This is a genomic window from Dyadobacter pollutisoli (assembly GCF_026625565.1).
In the GTDB taxonomy this organism is placed as follows: Bacteria; Bacteroidota; Bacteroidia; order Cytophagales; family Spirosomataceae; genus Dyadobacter; species Dyadobacter pollutisoli.
The window spans coordinates 5,715,976-5,732,219 of record NZ_CP112998.1 but is presented as its reverse complement, the minus strand read 5'-3'; the positions used below and the strand labels follow the sequence as shown (position 1 = coordinate 5,732,219).

The 16,244-nt window shown below is 43.7% G+C and carries 18 protein-coding genes; 13 read left to right on the top strand and 5 right to left on the bottom strand.

Features of this window, described 5'->3' with window-relative positions; translation table 11 throughout:
* The first annotated feature begins 44 nt into the window (after positions 1-44).
* The 6 genes from ON006_RS23470 (at position 45) to ON006_RS23445 (ending at position 6,244) form a co-directional block, all read left to right on the top strand.
* Positions 45-2,582, top strand: coding sequence for a circularly permuted type 2 ATP-grasp protein (locus ON006_RS23470; protein ID WP_244822455.1), 2,538 nt, complete (start codon positions 45-47; stop codon positions 2,580-2,582).
* A complete protein-coding gene (locus ON006_RS23465; protein WP_244822454.1) occupies positions 2,572-3,447 on the top strand; it encodes a transglutaminase family protein in 876 nt (291 codons plus the stop codon). Before ON006_RS23470 ends, ON006_RS23465 begins: the two co-directional genes overlap by 11 nt.
* Before the next feature lie 200 nt (positions 3,448-3,647).
* Complete coding sequence (locus ON006_RS23460; protein WP_244822453.1) at positions 3,648-4,628, top strand: pyruvate dehydrogenase complex E1 component subunit beta; 981 nt, start codon at positions 3,648-3,650, stop codon at positions 4,626-4,628.
* A 204-nt stretch (positions 4,629-4,832) separates the two neighbouring features.
* Entirely contained in the window at positions 4,833-5,219 is a 387-nt protein-coding gene (locus ON006_RS23455; RefSeq protein ID WP_234606066.1) for a TraR/DksA family transcriptional regulator, read from the top strand.
* Between the two features lie 139 nt (positions 5,220-5,358).
* Complete coding sequence (locus ON006_RS23450) at positions 5,359-5,619, top strand: DUF6922 domain-containing protein (protein ID WP_244822452.1); 261 nt, start codon at positions 5,359-5,361, stop codon at positions 5,617-5,619.
* Positions 5,609-6,244: a nucleotidyl transferase AbiEii/AbiGii toxin family protein gene (locus tag ON006_RS23445; RefSeq protein WP_244822451.1), complete on the top strand. Its 636-nt coding sequence runs from the start codon at positions 5,609-5,611 to the stop codon at positions 6,242-6,244. The genes ON006_RS23450 and ON006_RS23445 overlap by 11 nt, the downstream gene beginning before the upstream one ends.
* On the opposite strand, the gene ON006_RS23440 is transcribed toward ON006_RS23445, so the two are convergent.
* Entirely contained in the window at positions 6,241-7,464 is a 1,224-nt protein-coding gene (locus ON006_RS23440; protein WP_244822450.1) for a metallophosphoesterase family protein, read from the bottom strand. The genes ON006_RS23445 and ON006_RS23440 overlap by 4 nt on opposite strands.
* Before the next feature lie 45 nt (positions 7,465-7,509).
* On the opposite strand from ON006_RS23440, the gene ON006_RS23435 reads away from it, so the two are divergent.
* On the top strand, positions 7,510-8,334 hold the full coding sequence (locus ON006_RS23435) for a polysaccharide deacetylase family protein (protein ID WP_244822449.1): 825 nt from the start codon (positions 7,510-7,512) through the stop codon (positions 8,332-8,334).
* Positions 8,335-8,343: 9 nt separating this feature from the next.
* Here ON006_RS23435 and ON006_RS23430 read toward each other — a convergent pair whose 3' ends face one another.
* The 4 genes from ON006_RS23430 to ON006_RS23415 all read right to left on the bottom strand — a co-directional run bounded on the left by ON006_RS23430 (position 8,344) and on the right by ON006_RS23415 (position 11,664).
* Positions 8,344-9,459: an acyltransferase family protein gene (locus ON006_RS23430; RefSeq protein ID WP_244822448.1), complete on the bottom strand. Its 1,116-nt coding sequence runs from the start codon at positions 9,457-9,459 to the stop codon at positions 8,344-8,346.
* Between the two features lie 33 nt (positions 9,460-9,492).
* Positions 9,493-10,014 carry a KdsC family phosphatase gene (locus tag ON006_RS23425; RefSeq protein WP_244822447.1) on the bottom strand — a complete coding sequence of 174 codons (522 nt, stop codon included), beginning with the start codon at positions 10,012-10,014 and terminating at the stop codon, positions 9,493-9,495.
* 65 nt (positions 10,015-10,079) lie between these two features.
* Positions 10,080-10,883: a Rossmann-like and DUF2520 domain-containing protein gene (locus tag ON006_RS23420; protein WP_244822446.1), complete on the bottom strand. Its 804-nt coding sequence runs from the start codon at positions 10,881-10,883 to the stop codon at positions 10,080-10,082.
* 55 nt (positions 10,884-10,938) lie between these two features.
* Complete coding sequence (locus tag ON006_RS23415; protein ID WP_244822445.1) at positions 10,939-11,664, bottom strand: 3-keto-disaccharide hydrolase; 726 nt, start codon at positions 11,662-11,664, stop codon at positions 10,939-10,941.
* A 73-nt stretch (positions 11,665-11,737) separates the two neighbouring features.
* Here ON006_RS23415 and ON006_RS23410 point away from each other — a divergent pair, with 73 nt between their 5' ends.
* The 6 genes from ON006_RS23410 (at position 11,738) to ON006_RS23385 (ending at position 16,168) form a co-directional block, all read left to right on the top strand.
* Entirely contained in the window at positions 11,738-12,439 is a 702-nt protein-coding gene (locus tag ON006_RS23410; protein ID WP_244822444.1) for a hypothetical protein, read from the top strand.
* Positions 12,440-12,564: 125 nt separating this feature from the next.
* Entirely contained in the window at positions 12,565-13,008 is a 444-nt protein-coding gene (gene rplM, locus ON006_RS23405; protein WP_082216882.1) for a 50S ribosomal protein L13, read from the top strand.
* 3 nt (positions 13,009-13,011) lie between these two features.
* A complete protein-coding gene (gene rpsI, locus ON006_RS23400) occupies positions 13,012-13,398 on the top strand; it encodes a 30S ribosomal protein S9 (protein ID WP_244822443.1) in 387 nt (128 codons plus the stop codon).
* Positions 13,399-13,589: 191 nt separating this feature from the next.
* Positions 13,590-14,420, top strand: a complete 831-nt coding sequence (gene rpsB / locus ON006_RS23395) for a 30S ribosomal protein S2 (RefSeq protein ID WP_244822442.1) — start codon at positions 13,590-13,592, stop codon at positions 14,418-14,420.
* A 186-nt stretch (positions 14,421-14,606) separates the two neighbouring features.
* Positions 14,607-15,443 carry a translation elongation factor Ts gene (tsf, locus tag ON006_RS23390; RefSeq protein WP_244822441.1) on the top strand — a complete coding sequence of 279 codons (837 nt, stop codon included), beginning with the start codon at positions 14,607-14,609 and terminating at the stop codon, positions 15,441-15,443.
* 137 nt (positions 15,444-15,580) lie between these two features.
* Positions 15,581-16,168 (top strand): RNA polymerase sigma factor, encoded by a 588-nt coding sequence (locus ON006_RS23385; RefSeq protein WP_244822440.1) that lies wholly within the window; start codon positions 15,581-15,583, stop codon positions 16,166-16,168.
* Positions 16,169-16,244 lie beyond the last annotated feature (76 nt).

The window sequence follows — 16,244 nt, the reverse complement described above, 5'->3', positions numbered from 1 at the left end:
TTGCAGCGTAACCCCTACTTTGAATTATGCTTACCGAGGCTTCCGTGAATCTATTACAATCCTACCAAAATGGACTTAGCTCCTATGATGAAGTGCTGGATATGCGCGGAAATATTAAACCGCATTGGAAGGCGCTTTTTTCTACGTTGGAAAAGCTCGGTATAGAGGAACTCAAAAACAGGAATCAGGAAATTATCAGCAAGCTGCGCGAAAATGGCGTGACTTATAATGTATATGGTACCCCCGACGGCCTTAACCGTCCCTGGCAGCTGGATCCCATTCCTTTTTTGATTGAACAAAAAGAATGGAATGGCATTGCAAAGGGATTGCAGCAGCGCGCTACTTTGCTGGACATGGTCCTGAAAGATCTGTATGGTCCGAGGAACCTCGTGAAAGACGGCATCATCCCGGCGGAACTGGTTTATGATAACACCGGCTTTTTCCGGCCATGTGTCGATTTAAAACTTCCGGCCAGCAGACAGCTCACATTGTTTGCTGCGGATATGGCCCGCGGCCCGGACGGACAAATGTGGATTGTGGATAACCGTACGCAGGCACCGTCAGGATCAGGTTATACCTTGGAAAACAGGGTCGTGATGAGCAAGTTGCTGCCCGAACTGGCGGACGGAATGTACGTTAGCAAGCTGGCGCCTTACTTTAATAGTGTTCAGAACACGGTTTTGAGGTTATCGGACAAAAGTAAAGACGCTCCGAACATTGTTTACCTCACACCAGGACCCAATAACGAAGCTTATTTCGAACACGCATACCTGGCGTCGTACTTGGGTTACACGCTGGCACAAGGTGATGACCTGCTGGTAAGGAATGGCTGTGTGTGGCTCAAATCCATTGACGGACTCCAAAAGGTGGACGTGATCATTCGCCGGATTGATGATGACTGGTGCGATCCGCTGGAATTACATGAAGGATCAAGACTGGGCGTGCCTGGTCTCCTGCAGGCGATCCGCATGGGGAATGTACAAGTACTGAACCCGCCGGGCACCAGCGTGCTGGAAAATCATGCTTTTTTGGCCTTTATGGAAAACATTAGTACGTATTTCCTGGGAGAAAAACTGATGATGCCCTCGGTCGCTACCTGGTGGTGCGGACATGCGAAGGAATTGAATTATGTTCTTGAACACATTGATGAGCTGATCATTAAGAAGGCCAATCGCAAGAGTAGATTCAGGTCTATTTACGGTCGGCTGCTCTCATTTAATGAAAAGGAGGATCTGAAACGGATGATCACTCAGCGGCCGTATGAATTTATAGCACAACAGGAAGTCAGTTTGTCGACGACACCTTCGCTGGTGGATGGAAACATTGAGCCGCGTTATGCTGCTTTGCGGGCATTTATGGTGGCCGATGAAAATGGCTACCACGTCATGCAGGGCGGTCTGACGAGAAGCTCGCCGGTGAAAGACCGTTTTGTGATCTCTAACCAACATGGCGGCCTGTCGAAAGATACCTGGATTGTTTCGGACAAAACGGAGGAGTTGCAGGAAAAGATCACTTTGCCGATTCTGGCTACTGTCAATAAACATATATCCCTGCCTAGCAGAAGCGCTGAAAACCTGTTTTGGGTAGGCCGGTATTGCGAAAGGGCGATGTCGATCATCAAGTTCATGAACACGACCATTAATGTTCTGAACCTGGACCGCAACTTCGGCGGCCCGGCAAAACAGGAGCACATTAAGGTTTTGCTGCAATCGCTGACACACCTTTCGGCAACTTATCCAGGGTTTTTGGAAGAAGAAGACCCGCTTGCGGATCCATATAAAGAGATTATTGACCTGATCTCTAATACTTCAAGACCTGGTACGGTATCGTCGAATATAGGGCTGTTCCTGAATGCCGTGGGAGCGGTACGTAACCAGTGGGACCTGGAAATATGGCGAATCGTGGACCTGGTGGACAATGGTTTCCATGAGATACGGAATGCGTCAACCATGAATAGCAACAACATTCAGAAAACACTGGACGGTCTGTTTAACAACATGTTTACTTTCCTGGGCGTGATCGCGGAAAGTATGCCGCGTGACAATAGCTTTTTATTGCTGGAAACGGGGAAGCTGATCGAACGAATTTTATCCAGGATCAGCGTTTTGCAATCTAATTTTGGTGTAAAAAATGCGCAGGCGGTTGAAAATGAGTTGATCGAAGCTACATTGATCAATCATCATTTGCTGGTAAATTATCGTCAGATTTATAAGTCGCACCTGAGCGTAGAGGCGATGCTTGATATGGTTTTGTTGGAAAAAACACTGCCATATTCATTGGTTTACATGGTGGACGAGCTGAAAAAGAACCTGACAAAACTTCCTACCACCACCCGGAGTAAGCGATTGAATGACGCTCAGAAATTTGTTTTGCAAGCATCCACATTGATTAAGCTGGCCGATATTTCGGATTTGAGCAAATGCAATGCGGACTCGGAGCGGGTAGAGCTTTTCAATTTACTTTCCGAAGTATCCAGACTGATCAGCTCCGTGTCCAACACCCTGACGAATATGTATTTCAGCCACACGCTGATGCAACATTCATTTTTTGAACCTGCGGATTACGATACGGATGAAATATAAACTAATCCATAAAACCGAATATAAATACGCCGAGGCTGTCAATAATTATCACAGCCTGCTATGCCTTGCGCCGAGGACATTGCCCAACCAGTTGTGTCAAGGTTTTACGATACAAGTGACACCTGAGCCGTCGCAGCTCGTGGAAAGGACAGATTATTACGGCAACACCACGCATTATTTTTCATTGCATTCTCCTCATAAAAACCTCACTGTGCTCACTACGGGCATTGTTGAAAGACTGACTGAGGCAACCGGCTCGCTTTTTATTCCGTCGGAAGTTACCTGCAGCGGGGCGCGTGAACGGTTTAAAAATGACAGGGCGCTGAAAATCAATGTGCTGGAATATATGCTTCCGAGTCCATTGGTCAAATGGGATGCTGAAATCAGGGCGTATGGTCAGGATTGCTTTCAGGACAATATTCCGCTTTATGAATGTGTGAAGGCACTTTGCCGGAAAATTTATACCGAGTTCGATTTTGTTCCTGACTTTACCACGGTCAATACGCCAATCAAAGAAGTGCTCGCTTTGAAAAAAGGAGTATGTCAGGATTTTTCACATTTGGCGATCGCCTGCATCCGGAGTTTTGGATTTGCGGCACGATATGTCAGCGGGTATCTGGAAACGCTTCCCCCTCCCGGGAGGCCCAAGCTTCAAGGGTCGGACGCGTCTCATGCATGGATCTCTGTTTTTATCCCTGATTACGGCTGGTGCGATTTTGACCCTACCAACAATATTGTACCGGGTGAAAGGCACATTGTGACGGCGTGGGGAAGGGATTATAGTGATGTGCCGCCGCTGAAGGGAATTATATTCAGTTACGGAAAACATACGCTTTCTGTGGAAGTAGATGTGATCCCGCTATAATCACATCATTACGCGTATTTTTAACACAATGGTTCTTTGAAAGAATTTGAGAATTGACCTTGTTTCTCTAATTTTACCAGATCATTTTGAAATAAGTATACAAAACCTCTTTTAATGAAACCGTGCAGGTTAAATCCAATGAAAGATTTTGAAATTTTGCGCCGGTTTCTTCTAAGAATTAAATAATTATAAAATTACGAATGAAAGAATTAGCATTTAGAGATGCCATTCGCGACGCTATGTCGGAAGAGATGCGCCTTGACAAGAGTATATTTCTGATGGGTGAGGAAGTTGCGGAATACAACGGCGCCTATAAAGCCAGTCAGGGAATGCTGGATGAATTCGGGCCAGAGCGCGTAATAGATACACCTATCGCAGAGCTTGGTTTTGCAGGGATCGCTGTGGGAGCTGCCGGAAACGGTCTTCGCCCTATCGTTGAATTCATGACATTCAACTTTTCTCTGGTTGCTATTGATCAGATCATCAATAGTGCTGCTAAGATTCTTTCAATGTCTGCAGGACAGTATGGCTGCCCTATCGTTTTCCGTGGCCCGACAGGGAATGCGGGACAGCTGGGAGCACAGCATTCACAAAATTTCGAAAACTGGTTTGCTAATACACCAGGCTTAAAAGTAGTAGTTCCTTCCAATCCTTACGATGCAAAAGGACTTTTGAAATCTTCAATCCGTGATAACAACCCTGTTATTTTCATGGAGTCAGAAGTAATGTACGGCGACAAAATGCAGGTTCCTGAGGAAGAGTATCTGATACCGCTGGGCAAAGCAGACGTAAAGCGTCAGGGAAAAGATGTTACCATTGTTTCATTTGGTAAAATGATTCCGCGTGTTGTTATGCCGGCCGTTTTGCAATTGGAAAAAGAAGGTATTGATGTTGAAGTTGTCGATCTAAGAACAGTTCGTCCTATTGACTATCCTGCTATTATTGAGTCGGTTAAGAAAACGAACCGTTGCGTGGTAGTAGAAGAAGCATGGCCTCTGGCGTCGATCTCAACAGAGATCACTTACCACATTCAGCGCCATGCATTCGATTATATGGATTCGCCAGTGATCAGGGTTACCAACCGCGATGTGCCGCTACCTTACGCTCCGACATTGATCGAAGAGATTTTACCAAGTGTAAAACGGGTAGTTGAGGCAGTTAGGTCGGTTCTTTACAAGTAACCCGAAGCCAATGCTAATACCCAAGCAAAGCCATTTCCTGTTAGAGGTTGTGGCTTTGTTACGTTATACTCTCTGATATCGCTGTTAATTGAATTCTTTTTAGAAAGTAGTTATTAATATTTTATAATTCCGAAATAGGCAGAATACTAGTACTTTTGTACTTTGAAACGCTCCTTCATACTAAGATTAACAAAATCAATTAAGATTATGCAAGAAGAACGCACAAGATATTCAGAGGAAGAATTGAGGGAATTCGAAGAGCTCATTCGTGGAAAACTGGAAGCTACAATGAGCGAGCTTAATTATATCAAAGGAGGGTTGAGCAAAAAAAACGATAGCGGTACAGACATCACTGCCGGTTCAGCTAAATTGGTAGAGGATGGTGCTGATGCCAGCGAGCGTGAAAACCTGAGCCAGCTTGCGGCGAGGTTGCAGAAATATTCCATCCAGCTGGAAAATGCACTGGTTCGCATTAAAAACGGAACATACGGAGTTTGTATTGATACCGGTAAGCTTATCCCAAAAGAAAGACTAAGAATTGTACCTCATACACAGCAAACGATCGAGGCGAAATTGAGACGCGCGAGCTGAAAGTAGTAATAAAATAATAAACAGAAGCGACAGATAGTCTAAGGATGGTTTGTCGCTTTTGTTTTTATCCCCGGTCATTTTCAATTGTAGGTATTAAGGATTAATGTAAATTTACAACTGAACCTACCGAGCTAAATGAATGAGGAAATCAGATAAACCAAATATTCCTGCCCGGCTTCTCTGGGAATTTGACTACGATAATTTCAATTTCAGGAAGTCTTACAAAATTGTAATTGAGCGGGTATTGGAGCGAGGCAACCTTGATAATTGGCGTGAAATGATCCAGTATTATTCAAAGGAGCAAATCTTGGAAACCATCGAGTGGTCTTCACAGCTGGAAGAAAGGGACAAACGTTTTTCGAGATTATTTATAAACTCAGATTTTGTAAATGCTGTGTAAAGATCCATTCATAATTGATCCGGGTACCTTTCAGCTTATCCAACAAATCCAAGCTACGCCTGGCTTCAGTGAATTTTATCTGGTAGGAGGTACTTCACTCGCACTACAGATCGGGCACCGTAATTCAATTGATATTGACCTTTTTACGGCGGGAGATTTTGTAACAGATGACATAGTTGAATTCTTACAACCCTTTTTTAATGTAGAGGTATCGTCCAAGAGAAATTTAAATAGTCTTTTTACATTCATCAATAATGTGAAGGTTGACTTTATACGTCATAATTATAGTTTGATAAAATCCCCAAAAATTGAAGATGGGATAACCTTTTTATCCGCTGAAGATATTTCGGCCATGAAGTTAAATGCTATTATCAATTCGGGTAAGCGCTTGAAAGATTTCGTAGATATATATTTTTTGCTGGAGCATTTCAGTTTGAACCAAATCATTTCATTTTTTGAAACGAAATATCCTCACATGAACGCAGTGATTGCGTTAAAATCTCTCTCTTACTTTGATGATATTGATCCACAGCTTGATCCCCCTAAAATGAAGAAAAAATTATCTGCGGGACAGATTCAAAGAAGGATTGAGCAGGCAATATTAAACAGGGATATACTATTTTAAGACTCCTCTTCTGTACCCAGCACCTCCCGAAAGACCTCCATTAAACCCTCCGATGGTTCCTGGCCCTTATTTCTGGTTTTGAAATATTCGCCAAAAAGCTTTTCAATGCTTAGCGAAAGGTCGATTTCCGACGTAGCTTCGGCTACTTCACTCCTTTTTATTTGCGGAATAATCTGGATAATGCCTGAATGGGCTTCGGTAAGCCGCTTTTTGTCTGCCGCTTCGAGGTAGTTGTCTGAAATAATGGTCAGCTCGATGAGATCGTCGGTGTGTCCGCCGAGCCAGGTGATGGCTTCGTCAATGCTGTGAAAGCTTTTCCGGCGCAGTTTTTTGCCTTTTGTGAGTTCAATGGGCCGGTAACTAGCCAATTTTCCAGTCTCTGCCTCAATCAGAACTACATATTTGGTCTGGTTAGCTTCGGAAAAACTGTAAGCCAGCGGGCTGCTGGAATAGATCGCGGGTGCAGGATTTTTATCCACAACCTGATAACGGTGCAAATGACCAAGTGCAATGTAATGCACCTGTGCCGGGAAATTTTCGGTATAAATGGCCTGCGCGCCTCCAATGTGCAGAATAGGTCGCTCGTCATCCGGCTCTTCGGGCATTGGGCCGCCATTTTGCATCACAAACAAATGCGTGGCGAGTAAGTTGAAACCTTTGTCGTCGAGGTACAAGTCTGCCAGTTCCTGCCAATGGTTTTGCAAATGAACTCTTAATGCTTCTTCCGATTCTTCAATGCCCAGAAATGTGCGCAATCGCTGTTCATTGGCATAAGGTGTATGCAAAATGCGCAGCGGAAAATCAGCATTGGGCAATGTGAGCTCAATAAAACCTTTGGCCGTCCGTACGATCTCAACTTTCCCCTGCGTGCAGAATGGTTTGATCTCGGTGTTAGGAAAGCCCACGAATAATATTCCGCAAACTTTCGCCAATGCATCCGGTACCTGTATGCGCTCGGGGGAATCGTGGTTACCTGCGATCGCGATCACTGCGCGGGTTCCATTCGCTGAAAGACGATGCAATGTGCTGTATAGTAGCTCGGTAGCTTCTGACGACGGATTAAAATTGTCAAACAAATCTCCTGCGACGATGATAGCATCTACATTTTCCCTCTCCGCAATCTCACATATCTCGTCCAGCACGAGCCGCTGCTCTTCCAGACGGGAATAGTTATCTAGTCGTTTGCCAATATGCCAGTCGGCGGTATGGAGAATTTTCATTTGCAGTGATTAATTTAGCGAAAATAACATTTCATCCCGGAAGTATTGAAATATTCAGCCGTAAGAACCACATTCAGCCCAGGCATTCAGATAGCCTTTTTAATGTTGATCATTTTCATGTCGGCCTGCTCGAACAACGCTGAAAACACTGAAAAGGCCGGGATAGCGATTTCTTTTGACGATCATTTTATCAATGACTGGTATGAATTAAGGCCATTATTCCAGAAATACGGGGCAAAGGTGACATTCTTCGTTACCTGCGGCGATACATTGACGACGGATGAAATTGCAAAGCTGAAACAACTCGAAAAGGATGGGCATGAGATCGGGTTTCACGGTACGGTACATGGCAAATCCACAGAATTGATAGCTGCAGTGGGGCCAGCCAAATATGCAGAAACTGAATTGACACCCGGGCTGCATTACATGAAACTGGCGGGTTTTGCTCCACAATCCTACGCGCATCCGGGAGGTAATCACAATGACCAGGTTGACTCGGTACTATTGGCAACTGGTTTTAAAATCCTTCGAGACGTAGCCATTTCGCGGCGAAAAATGTTTGGGGTACAGCTTTATGCATTGGCGCCGAGGTTGATGGACTGGATTTTTTATCCGTTCGATCAGGAAAAAATTGTAGATGCCCTTTTGATCGATACGGATGCGGAATTGACGGCGGAGGAAATGAAGGAAGCGATTACCAAAGCAAAAAAGACGGGTACTGCATTAATGTTATTTGGCCACCAACCATTATATAGTCAGCCCAAAAACGGTGCGTATGGTTTCGATGTGGCCTTTCTTGAAAAAATATTGAAAGAAGCACATGAGCAAAAACTCCAATTTTATAAGATGAGCGAGCTGCCCGCAAAATGAAAAACAATACTATCGTCCGAAACGCTTGTCCTTAAATGCAAGCAAAGGCTTCTCAAAGTAGGAATAGGATAGTGACGCCACCGCAATGGATCCCAGGAGCGATAAAATGTAAAGAACTGTTTGATAAACGGGCCCTTCCCATTTCGGAGAATATTTGGTAAGTACATTGATAATGACCACGATCACAAATACGTGATAAATGTAAAGGCCGTAGGAAATCCTTCCCATATAATCCATAAATGGGTTTTGCAAACTAATGATCGTTTTCTTATTACAGGAGACATTCAACACGAAAAAGGCAAAGAAGACTGCGTATACTTCCAGAAATCCATTGAAATGAACCCCGGAAAAAAACAAAACAGCGAGCATGGTGTAAACTGCGATCTGCAAATCTTTTCTGAAAACGATCCGGAGAATGTGCTCTTTTTCTTTGTAAACAAGCCAGGCACAAAATCCACCCAGTGCCATCGTTTGAATGCGGAACTGTCCCAGAAATGTCGTGATCATCGCGTCCTTTACTTCTTCGGATGGGTTCACCATTTTTAAACCAAGAAACAAAATCCCTGCGGTAATCGCCAGAAAGAAGAAAATGATCGGAATACGCCTTTTCGGATACTTGATCAGCCAGGGCCAGAGATAATAAAACTGCTCTTCCACTCCAATGGACCACGTTTGGGCGCACCAGTAAGGCAGATCATAAAGTACGAAAGCAAAATTGGGCAGTACGAGCAAAAGGAGACCGAGGCGTTCTGCCAGATCGACGGTCAGCTTCTCTTCGACGCCGGGGTAACTAAGCAGTTCTAAATGCGGAAAAACAAAGAATGACAGACCAATGATAAGGAAATAAATAGGCCATATCCTGAAAACCCTGCGCAGGTAGAACTTTTTGGCATCGACATTGCCGAACCGGCCTCTTTCTTCCAGCAATAGATAGGTAATAAGAAAACCGCTCAGAACAAAAAATAAGCCGACGCCCAGTCTTCCGGCATGTTGGATAATGGGCCATTCATATACATTAGCAATTCCCAGAGCATGCTTGGCTTGTTCCAGGTGATGAAAAACTACCAAAAGTGCCGCAATGCAGCGAATGCCGTTCAGGTTTGGGAAGTAACGCTTTTTTTCCAAAGATTTCTGCACCGTATTTCTTTCGTCAGTCGTTTATTCAAACCAGGTCATCCACTTTCCCTGCACTTTCATTACTTGTTCTATCAGGTCGCGTACTGCGCCGCGGCCGCCATTTTTAGGGGATATATAATCTGCAATTGCAAGAATTTCATCGGCTGAGTCGGCCGGGCATGCGGCAAGTACATTGGTGCGCATTACTTCATAATCGGGCAGGTCATCTCCCATGAAGACAATTTCGTCTTCGGTAAGATTTGTTTCAGCAAGATACTTTTTGAAAACAGGGAGTTTGCCGTCTGGTGATGTTCCGATAAAAATGTCGGACACGCCCAGGTATTCGAGCCGTTTGCGGACACCCAGCTGGCTTTGTGCCGATATAATAGCGACCCGGTAGCCCATTTTAACGGCCCGATTGATACCGTAACCATCCCTTACATTAAAAATTCGGGGCTGCTCGCCGGTTTCAAGAGCGATCACGCTTCCGTCGGTCATGACACCGTCGATATCAAAAATAAAGGTAGTAATGCGCTTGAAACGGTCCGTTAATGTAGAATTCATGAAAATGATCTATTGTGAATCCTGCAAATATAGCCTAACTTTTTTCCGGACGGCACGGGTTCTTATTATTTTGAAATATAGAAGTTTCGGATTTTGTCCGTCATCAGTCGGTAAATTTCCGTCCAGTCTTCATCCGTTTCCTGCAGGTATTCAAGATGGCGGCCGGTTGTTTTCCAGTCACCACGTCGCGCCGGGCCAGTTTGGGCCACGGCAGGATTGTTGGATACCAATGCTTTTTCAATGGTGGTTTGAATCAATGGTTTGAGCAATTCGAAATCCAGCTGCTCGCGGTCGAGCATATCGTGGGAGATAGTAAGAAGGTAATTGGTGAAATTGCTCGCAAAAACGGCTGCAACGTGCAGAATAAATCGCTCGTCTGAATCCATCCGGCTTACATTGTCGCTGATACTCTGCGCTAGCTGTATCAGTTTGTTCTCAATCAGCTCGTTTTTGGATTCAATGCAGAAAGGAAGCGACTTATAATCCATTTCAATTCCTTTGGTAAAAGTCTGAAGTGGATAAAAAACACCGGTATGGACGTATACGTCACTGTATATCTCAATCAGATTTTGAAATTCAGCTAACGAACGGGTACCAGAGGTATGGACCAGAATTACACCTTCCGGCAATACAATCCGTTGAATAATACTCTCGATAGCATCATCGGAAACCGCAATAATGATGACATTTGCCTCGCTTTCTGAGAAGTTTAGGTCAGGCTGAATGTTGGTATCATATAAAGAAGAAGCCAGCTGACGTGCCTTTTGAGTGTCACGGCTATACACTTCACAAATCCAGTGACCAGCATCTTCAAAAGCCTGGGCAAGATGCCAGGCCACATTCCCTGAGCCAACGAAGGAGATTTTCATGCGGAGTAGAATTAATATCTGTCCCTAAGTTATAGCAGAAAGTTTATTTCACCAATCAATTAACCACCGGCGCTGTTTGTGCGGCCGAGGTAATTCCTGAGGGTAATTCGAGAATCCTGAAATTACGGAAATGAATCTCTGCGCCTTCTGCTTCGAGGCATATATAGCCTTTTTTACGCTCCGAATTGCGCAGGCCATTAACAAACTTGCCATTCACCGACAACTTCACGGTCCCGTCGACGCATACCACTACATATTTGTTCCATTCTCCTTTGCCTTTACACCTTTTTTCAAGCGATTTGCTTCTCGGGCCGCGGGGGTTGTCAGGAATCGCAGTCATACCCATGGTCGGGAAGAGTTCTCCGTGGACGTAGTCTTCAGTTGCATTGTGCTGCCGGGCGTAGTCCAGTTCGAGCATCTGTACTTCGATGGCTTTGGTGAGGGGATCATTTTCCTGAGGGGTACCTTCGCTCCATATGAAAATACCCGAGTTGCCCCCTGCTTCCATATGTTTCCATTCAATTTCGAGGATGAAATTCTCGTATTGTCTGTCCGACCGCATGACACCGATCGGCTTGCCGGAACAAATGAGAGTGCCGTTTTTCACTTTCCATGTTTCCTTCGACGTGTTCACATCTACCCAGCCGTCCAGGTTCTTACCGTTGAACAATGGAACGAAGGATAAATGATCGGTACCCTGTGCTAATGCCTGGTAACTAAATATGCATAATAAATAGCATATTGTCAAAGATTGGAGCAAAGGGAATATTTTGTTAAGCATAACGGGTGCTATATTTAACAAAGCGTTATCCGAAGTGTCTGAGTTTACATTTCTCATCGAACTGAATTTTAGCATGAAAGTATTAAAAGTATTGTTTCTTGTTTTATTACTGAAAACCGGGAATGGATGGGCACAGAATGTCTCCCCCATCGGTGCTGGTGTAGACGTGGGAACAGGAATAGGCAGTATCTCTTGGGCGCCGTCCATCTTATATCATGAAGAATTAGGCTCTAAAAGACTACCCTGGCTGCGAGTTGGGCTGGGGTTCAGGGCGTGGGGATATTATGCCGGACGTACAAATCTGGAATCTAAGGCAATAAAGAATACAACGGAGATTTTAGAATACCGCGATGTTTCGGTGAATGGACTGAGTGTAATCACCGGACTCAACATTGTATTCTGGAAAATTGACCTTGGAGTGAACACTGATTTACTTGGATTGGCTTTCGGTTCGGAGCGAAACGCATTTTATGAAAAAACTGCACAGGTGCCGGGCAGCGGGCAAGCTAACTATAACAAATGGCTCCCCACGCATCCAACTATATTCAATGCGCTGCCACTGGTACTAAATAAAAACAGCGGACAATCCGAAGCTTTTGTGCGTTTCAGGTTCAGTCCGAAGGTGGGAATAAAGCTTGGGTATCTCTATGGAAGAACGACTTATACAACTCGTAAGGCAAAGGACTTCAACGTTTACCTGGACAACAGACAGCGCCATGTTTCAGTGGTTTATGGCCTGCCTTACGCCGCGTTGTCCTTTTCAATCAGCGATTGACGAAGGAATTTCCCAAACATACTTGTAATTCAATTTGTTAAACTCTATATTTGCACTCCCATTTTGCGATGGGACTGTCTTGTTACAGTGTAATTTATTGAAAATCAATTAAATTTTTGTTAATCGTGGATACGTTAAGCTACAAAACCATCTCGGCGAACAAAAACACAGTGAACAAGGAGTGGGTTGTTGTGGATGCTCAGGATGCAATTTTAGGTCGTTTGGCCAGTGAAGTTGCGAAAATTATCAGAGGCAAGCACAAGGCAAGTTACACTCCTCATGTGGACTGTGGTGATAATGTTATCATTATCAACGCCGATAAAATTAAGTTGACAGGAAAGAAAATGACGGACAAAATCTATGTTCGCCATACAGGTTATCCGGGAGGTCAGCGTTTTCAAACTCCCCGTGAGTTGCTCGAAAAACACCCAGGTCGTGTAATCGAGAAAGCCGTAAGAGGCATGCTTCCAAAGAATCGTTTGGGACGTCGTTTATTCACAAATCTGTTTGTTTATGCTGATGCAGAACACCCGCACAGCGCTCAGCAACCAAAAGAAATCAAGTTGTAATTCATGGAAGTGATCAACACAATAGGTAGAAGAAAAACAGCCGTGGCTCGTATTTATATGACGCCGGGTAAAGGAGATATCAAAGTAAACGGTCGCGATTACAAAGAATATTTTCCATTTGAAGTTCACCAGATCGTTCTTCAGCAACCTTTCGCTACTATCAGCGGTGGTAATGGATATGATATCAAAGTGAATGTAAGAGGTGGTGGTATCACAGGTCAGGCGGAAGCAATCCGTATGGCAGTATCACGCGCTTTGGTTGAATATAACGGAGAATTCCGTGGAGCACTTAAAAAAGAAGGATTTCTTACTCGTGACCCTCGTATGGTTGAACGTAAGAAATACGGACGTGCTAAGGCCCGTAGAAGATTCCAGTTCTCGAAACGTTAATATTACACTGTCATGTGTGGTCATTGATAGTCATGACTGGTCATTTATTGTTCTTTTTTAATTTGAAACAATACCTGACTACAAATGACAACTCCTGACAATAAATGACAAAAAAATTGTCCAGACATTGCTTATCGTGCCCGATGCTTTGTGCTGCGTAATTTCAAAAACATTTTAAATTTAATTTGGCAATGGCACAAATAGAATATAAAGAACTATTGGATGCAGGTGTCCACTTTGGTCACCTTACCCGCAAGTGGGATCCACGTATGGCTCCATATATCTTCATGGAGAAGAACGGGATCCACATCATTGACCTGAACAAAACTTTGAGCTGCATCGATCAGGCTGAGGCCGCTTTGAAGCAGATCGTTCGTTCAGGACGTAAGATCATGTTTGTTGCTACTAAAAAACAAGCTCAGGAAATCGTAACAGAAGAGGCAAAACGCCTTAAAATGCCTTACGTAACTGATCGCTGGTTGGGTGGTATGCTTACAAACTTCGGTACTATTCGCAAGTCTTTGAAAAAAATGCAGACTCTTGAGAAGATGCTAAAAGACGAAACCACGGTTAGCAATATTGCGAAAAGAGAACGCCTGATGCTTACACGTGAAAAGGATAAATTGGAAAGAGTGTTGGGTGGTGTAGCTGACCTGACCCGCCTTCCTGCTGCCCTTTTCATCGTTGATGTAAAACGCGAGCACATTGCGGTTGCAGAAGCAAAAAGATTGAACATACCCATCTTTGCGATCTGCGATACCAACTCAAACCCTGAACTGGTTGACTTCCCTATTCCAAGTAATGACGATGCTTACAAAGCAATCTCATTGATCACTTTGGCAATTGGAAAAGCAATTGAAGAAGGTTTGATGGAACGCAAACAAGATAAAGACGATCAGCGCATGGTAGAGGAAGAAGAAGCGAAACGTCAGGTTGACAAAGGCAATGAAGAGGCTGCAGCTGCTGCACCTCGTGCTGAAGTAGCCGAAGAAACAGCTGTCGCTGAAAGTGATGAAGAGTAATCAGGGCGATATGGATCGGGTGTAAGCCTGTCTCCTGTCTGAACAGATAAAGTAGCCCATAGCCTAATTGCTATGGGCTACAGTTTTTTTAAATTCAATCTGAAACGGATTTCTTAACCATTTGATCATTCAAGGATAACAGGTCAGTTTCTTTCAAAACAGTAATAAAATTTATTAAATAAAATCATGGCAATTACCGCACAAGATGTAAACAAACTCCGCCAAATGACTGGCGCAGGCATGATGGATTGTAAAAAAGCACTTCAGGAAGCTGATGGTGATTTTGACAAGGCTGTTGATATTCTTCGTAAACAAGGACAGAAAGTAGCTGCAAAACGCGCTGACAATGCAGTTTCCGAAGGAACCGTAGTAGTACAAATCAGTGCTGACGGCACAAACGGAAAGCTTATTGCCCTTGCTTGCGAAACTGAACCGGTTTCTAACGTTGAGGATTTCAAAAATCTGGCGCAAAGCATTTTGGACAAAGCGGTAGCAGATAACATTTCTGATAAAGAAGCTTTGCTTTCAGCTACTTTGGCTGATGGTCGTCCGGTAAGCGAGCACATCGTTGACCTGGTTGGTAAATTGGGAGAGAAACTTGAAATCACAGCTTACGAAAATGTAACTGCTGATCAGGTTGTTCCTTACATTCACTCAAACGGTAAATTGGGCGTACTTGTCGCATTCAACGGTGTAAACGGAACGGATGTTAATGAGCTTGGTAAAGACGTAGCAATGCAGATCGCTGCGATGAAACCTATCGCTTTGGATAAAGACGAAGTTGATTCTGCGACTGTTGAGCGCGAAATCGAAGTAGGTAAAGAGCAAGCCCGTGCAGAAGGTAAGCCCGAAGCAATGCTTGAAAAAATCGCGCAGGGAAAACTTCAGAAGTTTTATAAAGACAATACTTTGTTGAATCAGGAATTCGTAAAAGATTCTTCTTTGACTATACGCCAATTGCTTGAGAAAACTGCGAAAGGATTAACCGTTAAGTCTTTTAAGCGTATTGCTATCGGAGGCTAAGCACATTCGGTAATAAAATAATATTGACAACGCCTGGTATGTATTTGTATACCAGGCGTTGTTTTTTAATATTTACAAAAAATTAAGGATATAGTTTAATTTTTTGCACACACTATCGGCGACATTTTGGAATACCAATGCTTGAAACATTAGTTAACAATTATGCACGGCATAATTCAACGGACGAAGAACTAGTCAAACTTTTCCTGGAATCCCAAGACAACCGTTACTTTGAAAAGCTATATGAAAGATATTCATTCAAGGTTTATCAAAAGTGTTTGTCATTAATTAAAGATGCCTCAAAGGCAGAAGATCTCACCCATGATGTTTTCCTTAAACTGATGTTCAAAATGAACACTTTTAAGGAAGATGCCAAGTTCTCAACGTGGCTTTTCTCAATCACATACAATCATTGCATGGACCTGCTGAGGTCGGGCAAAAAGCAAATCGTGACGGTGCACGAAGAAAAAGCTGATTTCGTGGATGACTTTGATATGTACGACATTTTTGAGGTCGAAGCGGTCGACACTCGAAAACTTAGAGCCGCATTGAAACAATTGAATGTTGAAGAAAAGGCCATGCTTTATCTGAAATATATGGATAACCGTAGCATCCGCGACATCGCTAATATCTTCAGATTAACCGAAAGTGCTGTAAAAATGCGCCTCATGCGCTCACGTGAGAAGCTCAGAAAGAAATACCAGGACTGCATTCTATTTAGCTGATTTCTTTTAATCAAATTTTAAAATGCGTTACTTTATCCGCACCCTCTTCAACTCGTTCAAATACAAAAGTGGAAAC

What these genes read in the sequence shown, in the direction of transcription:
- ON006_RS23465 (WP_244822454.1), top strand. Translation starts at nt 2,572, where the DNA reads ATGAAATATAAACTAATCCATAAAACCGAATATAAATACGCCGAGGCT.
- ON006_RS23460 (WP_244822453.1), top strand. Translation starts at nt 3,648, where the DNA reads ATGAAAGAATTAGCATTTAGAGATGCCATTCGCGACGCTATGTCGGAA.
- ON006_RS23450 (WP_244822452.1), top strand. Translation starts at nt 5,359, where the DNA reads ATGAGGAAATCAGATAAACCAAATATTCCTGCCCGGCTTCTCTGGGAA.
- ON006_RS23445 (WP_244822451.1), top strand. Translation starts at nt 5,609, where the DNA reads ATGCTGTGTAAAGATCCATTCATAATTGATCCGGGTACCTTTCAGCTT.
- ON006_RS23440 (WP_244822450.1), bottom strand. Translation starts at nt 7,464, where the DNA reads ATGAAAATTCTCCATACCGCCGACTGGCATATTGGCAAACGACTAGAT.
- ON006_RS23425 (WP_244822447.1), bottom strand. Translation starts at nt 10,014, where the DNA reads ATGAATTCTACATTAACGGACCGTTTCAAGCGCATTACTACCTTTATT.
- ON006_RS23420 (WP_244822446.1), bottom strand. Translation starts at nt 10,883, where the DNA reads ATGAAAATCTCCTTCGTTGGCTCAGGGAATGTGGCCTGGCATCTTGCC.
- ON006_RS23415 (WP_244822445.1), bottom strand. Translation starts at nt 11,664, where the DNA reads ATGCTTAACAAAATATTCCCTTTGCTCCAATCTTTGACAATATGCTAT.
- ON006_RS23410 (WP_244822444.1), top strand. Translation starts at nt 11,738, where the DNA reads ATGAAAGTATTAAAAGTATTGTTTCTTGTTTTATTACTGAAAACCGGG.
- rpsI (WP_244822443.1), top strand. Translation starts at nt 13,012, where the DNA reads ATGGAAGTGATCAACACAATAGGTAGAAGAAAAACAGCCGTGGCTCGT.
- rpsB (WP_244822442.1), top strand. Translation starts at nt 13,590, where the DNA reads ATGGCACAAATAGAATATAAAGAACTATTGGATGCAGGTGTCCACTTT.
- tsf (WP_244822441.1), top strand. Translation starts at nt 14,607, where the DNA reads ATGGCAATTACCGCACAAGATGTAAACAAACTCCGCCAAATGACTGGC.
- ON006_RS23385 (WP_244822440.1), top strand. Translation starts at nt 15,581, where the DNA reads ATGCTTGAAACATTAGTTAACAATTATGCACGGCATAATTCAACGGAC.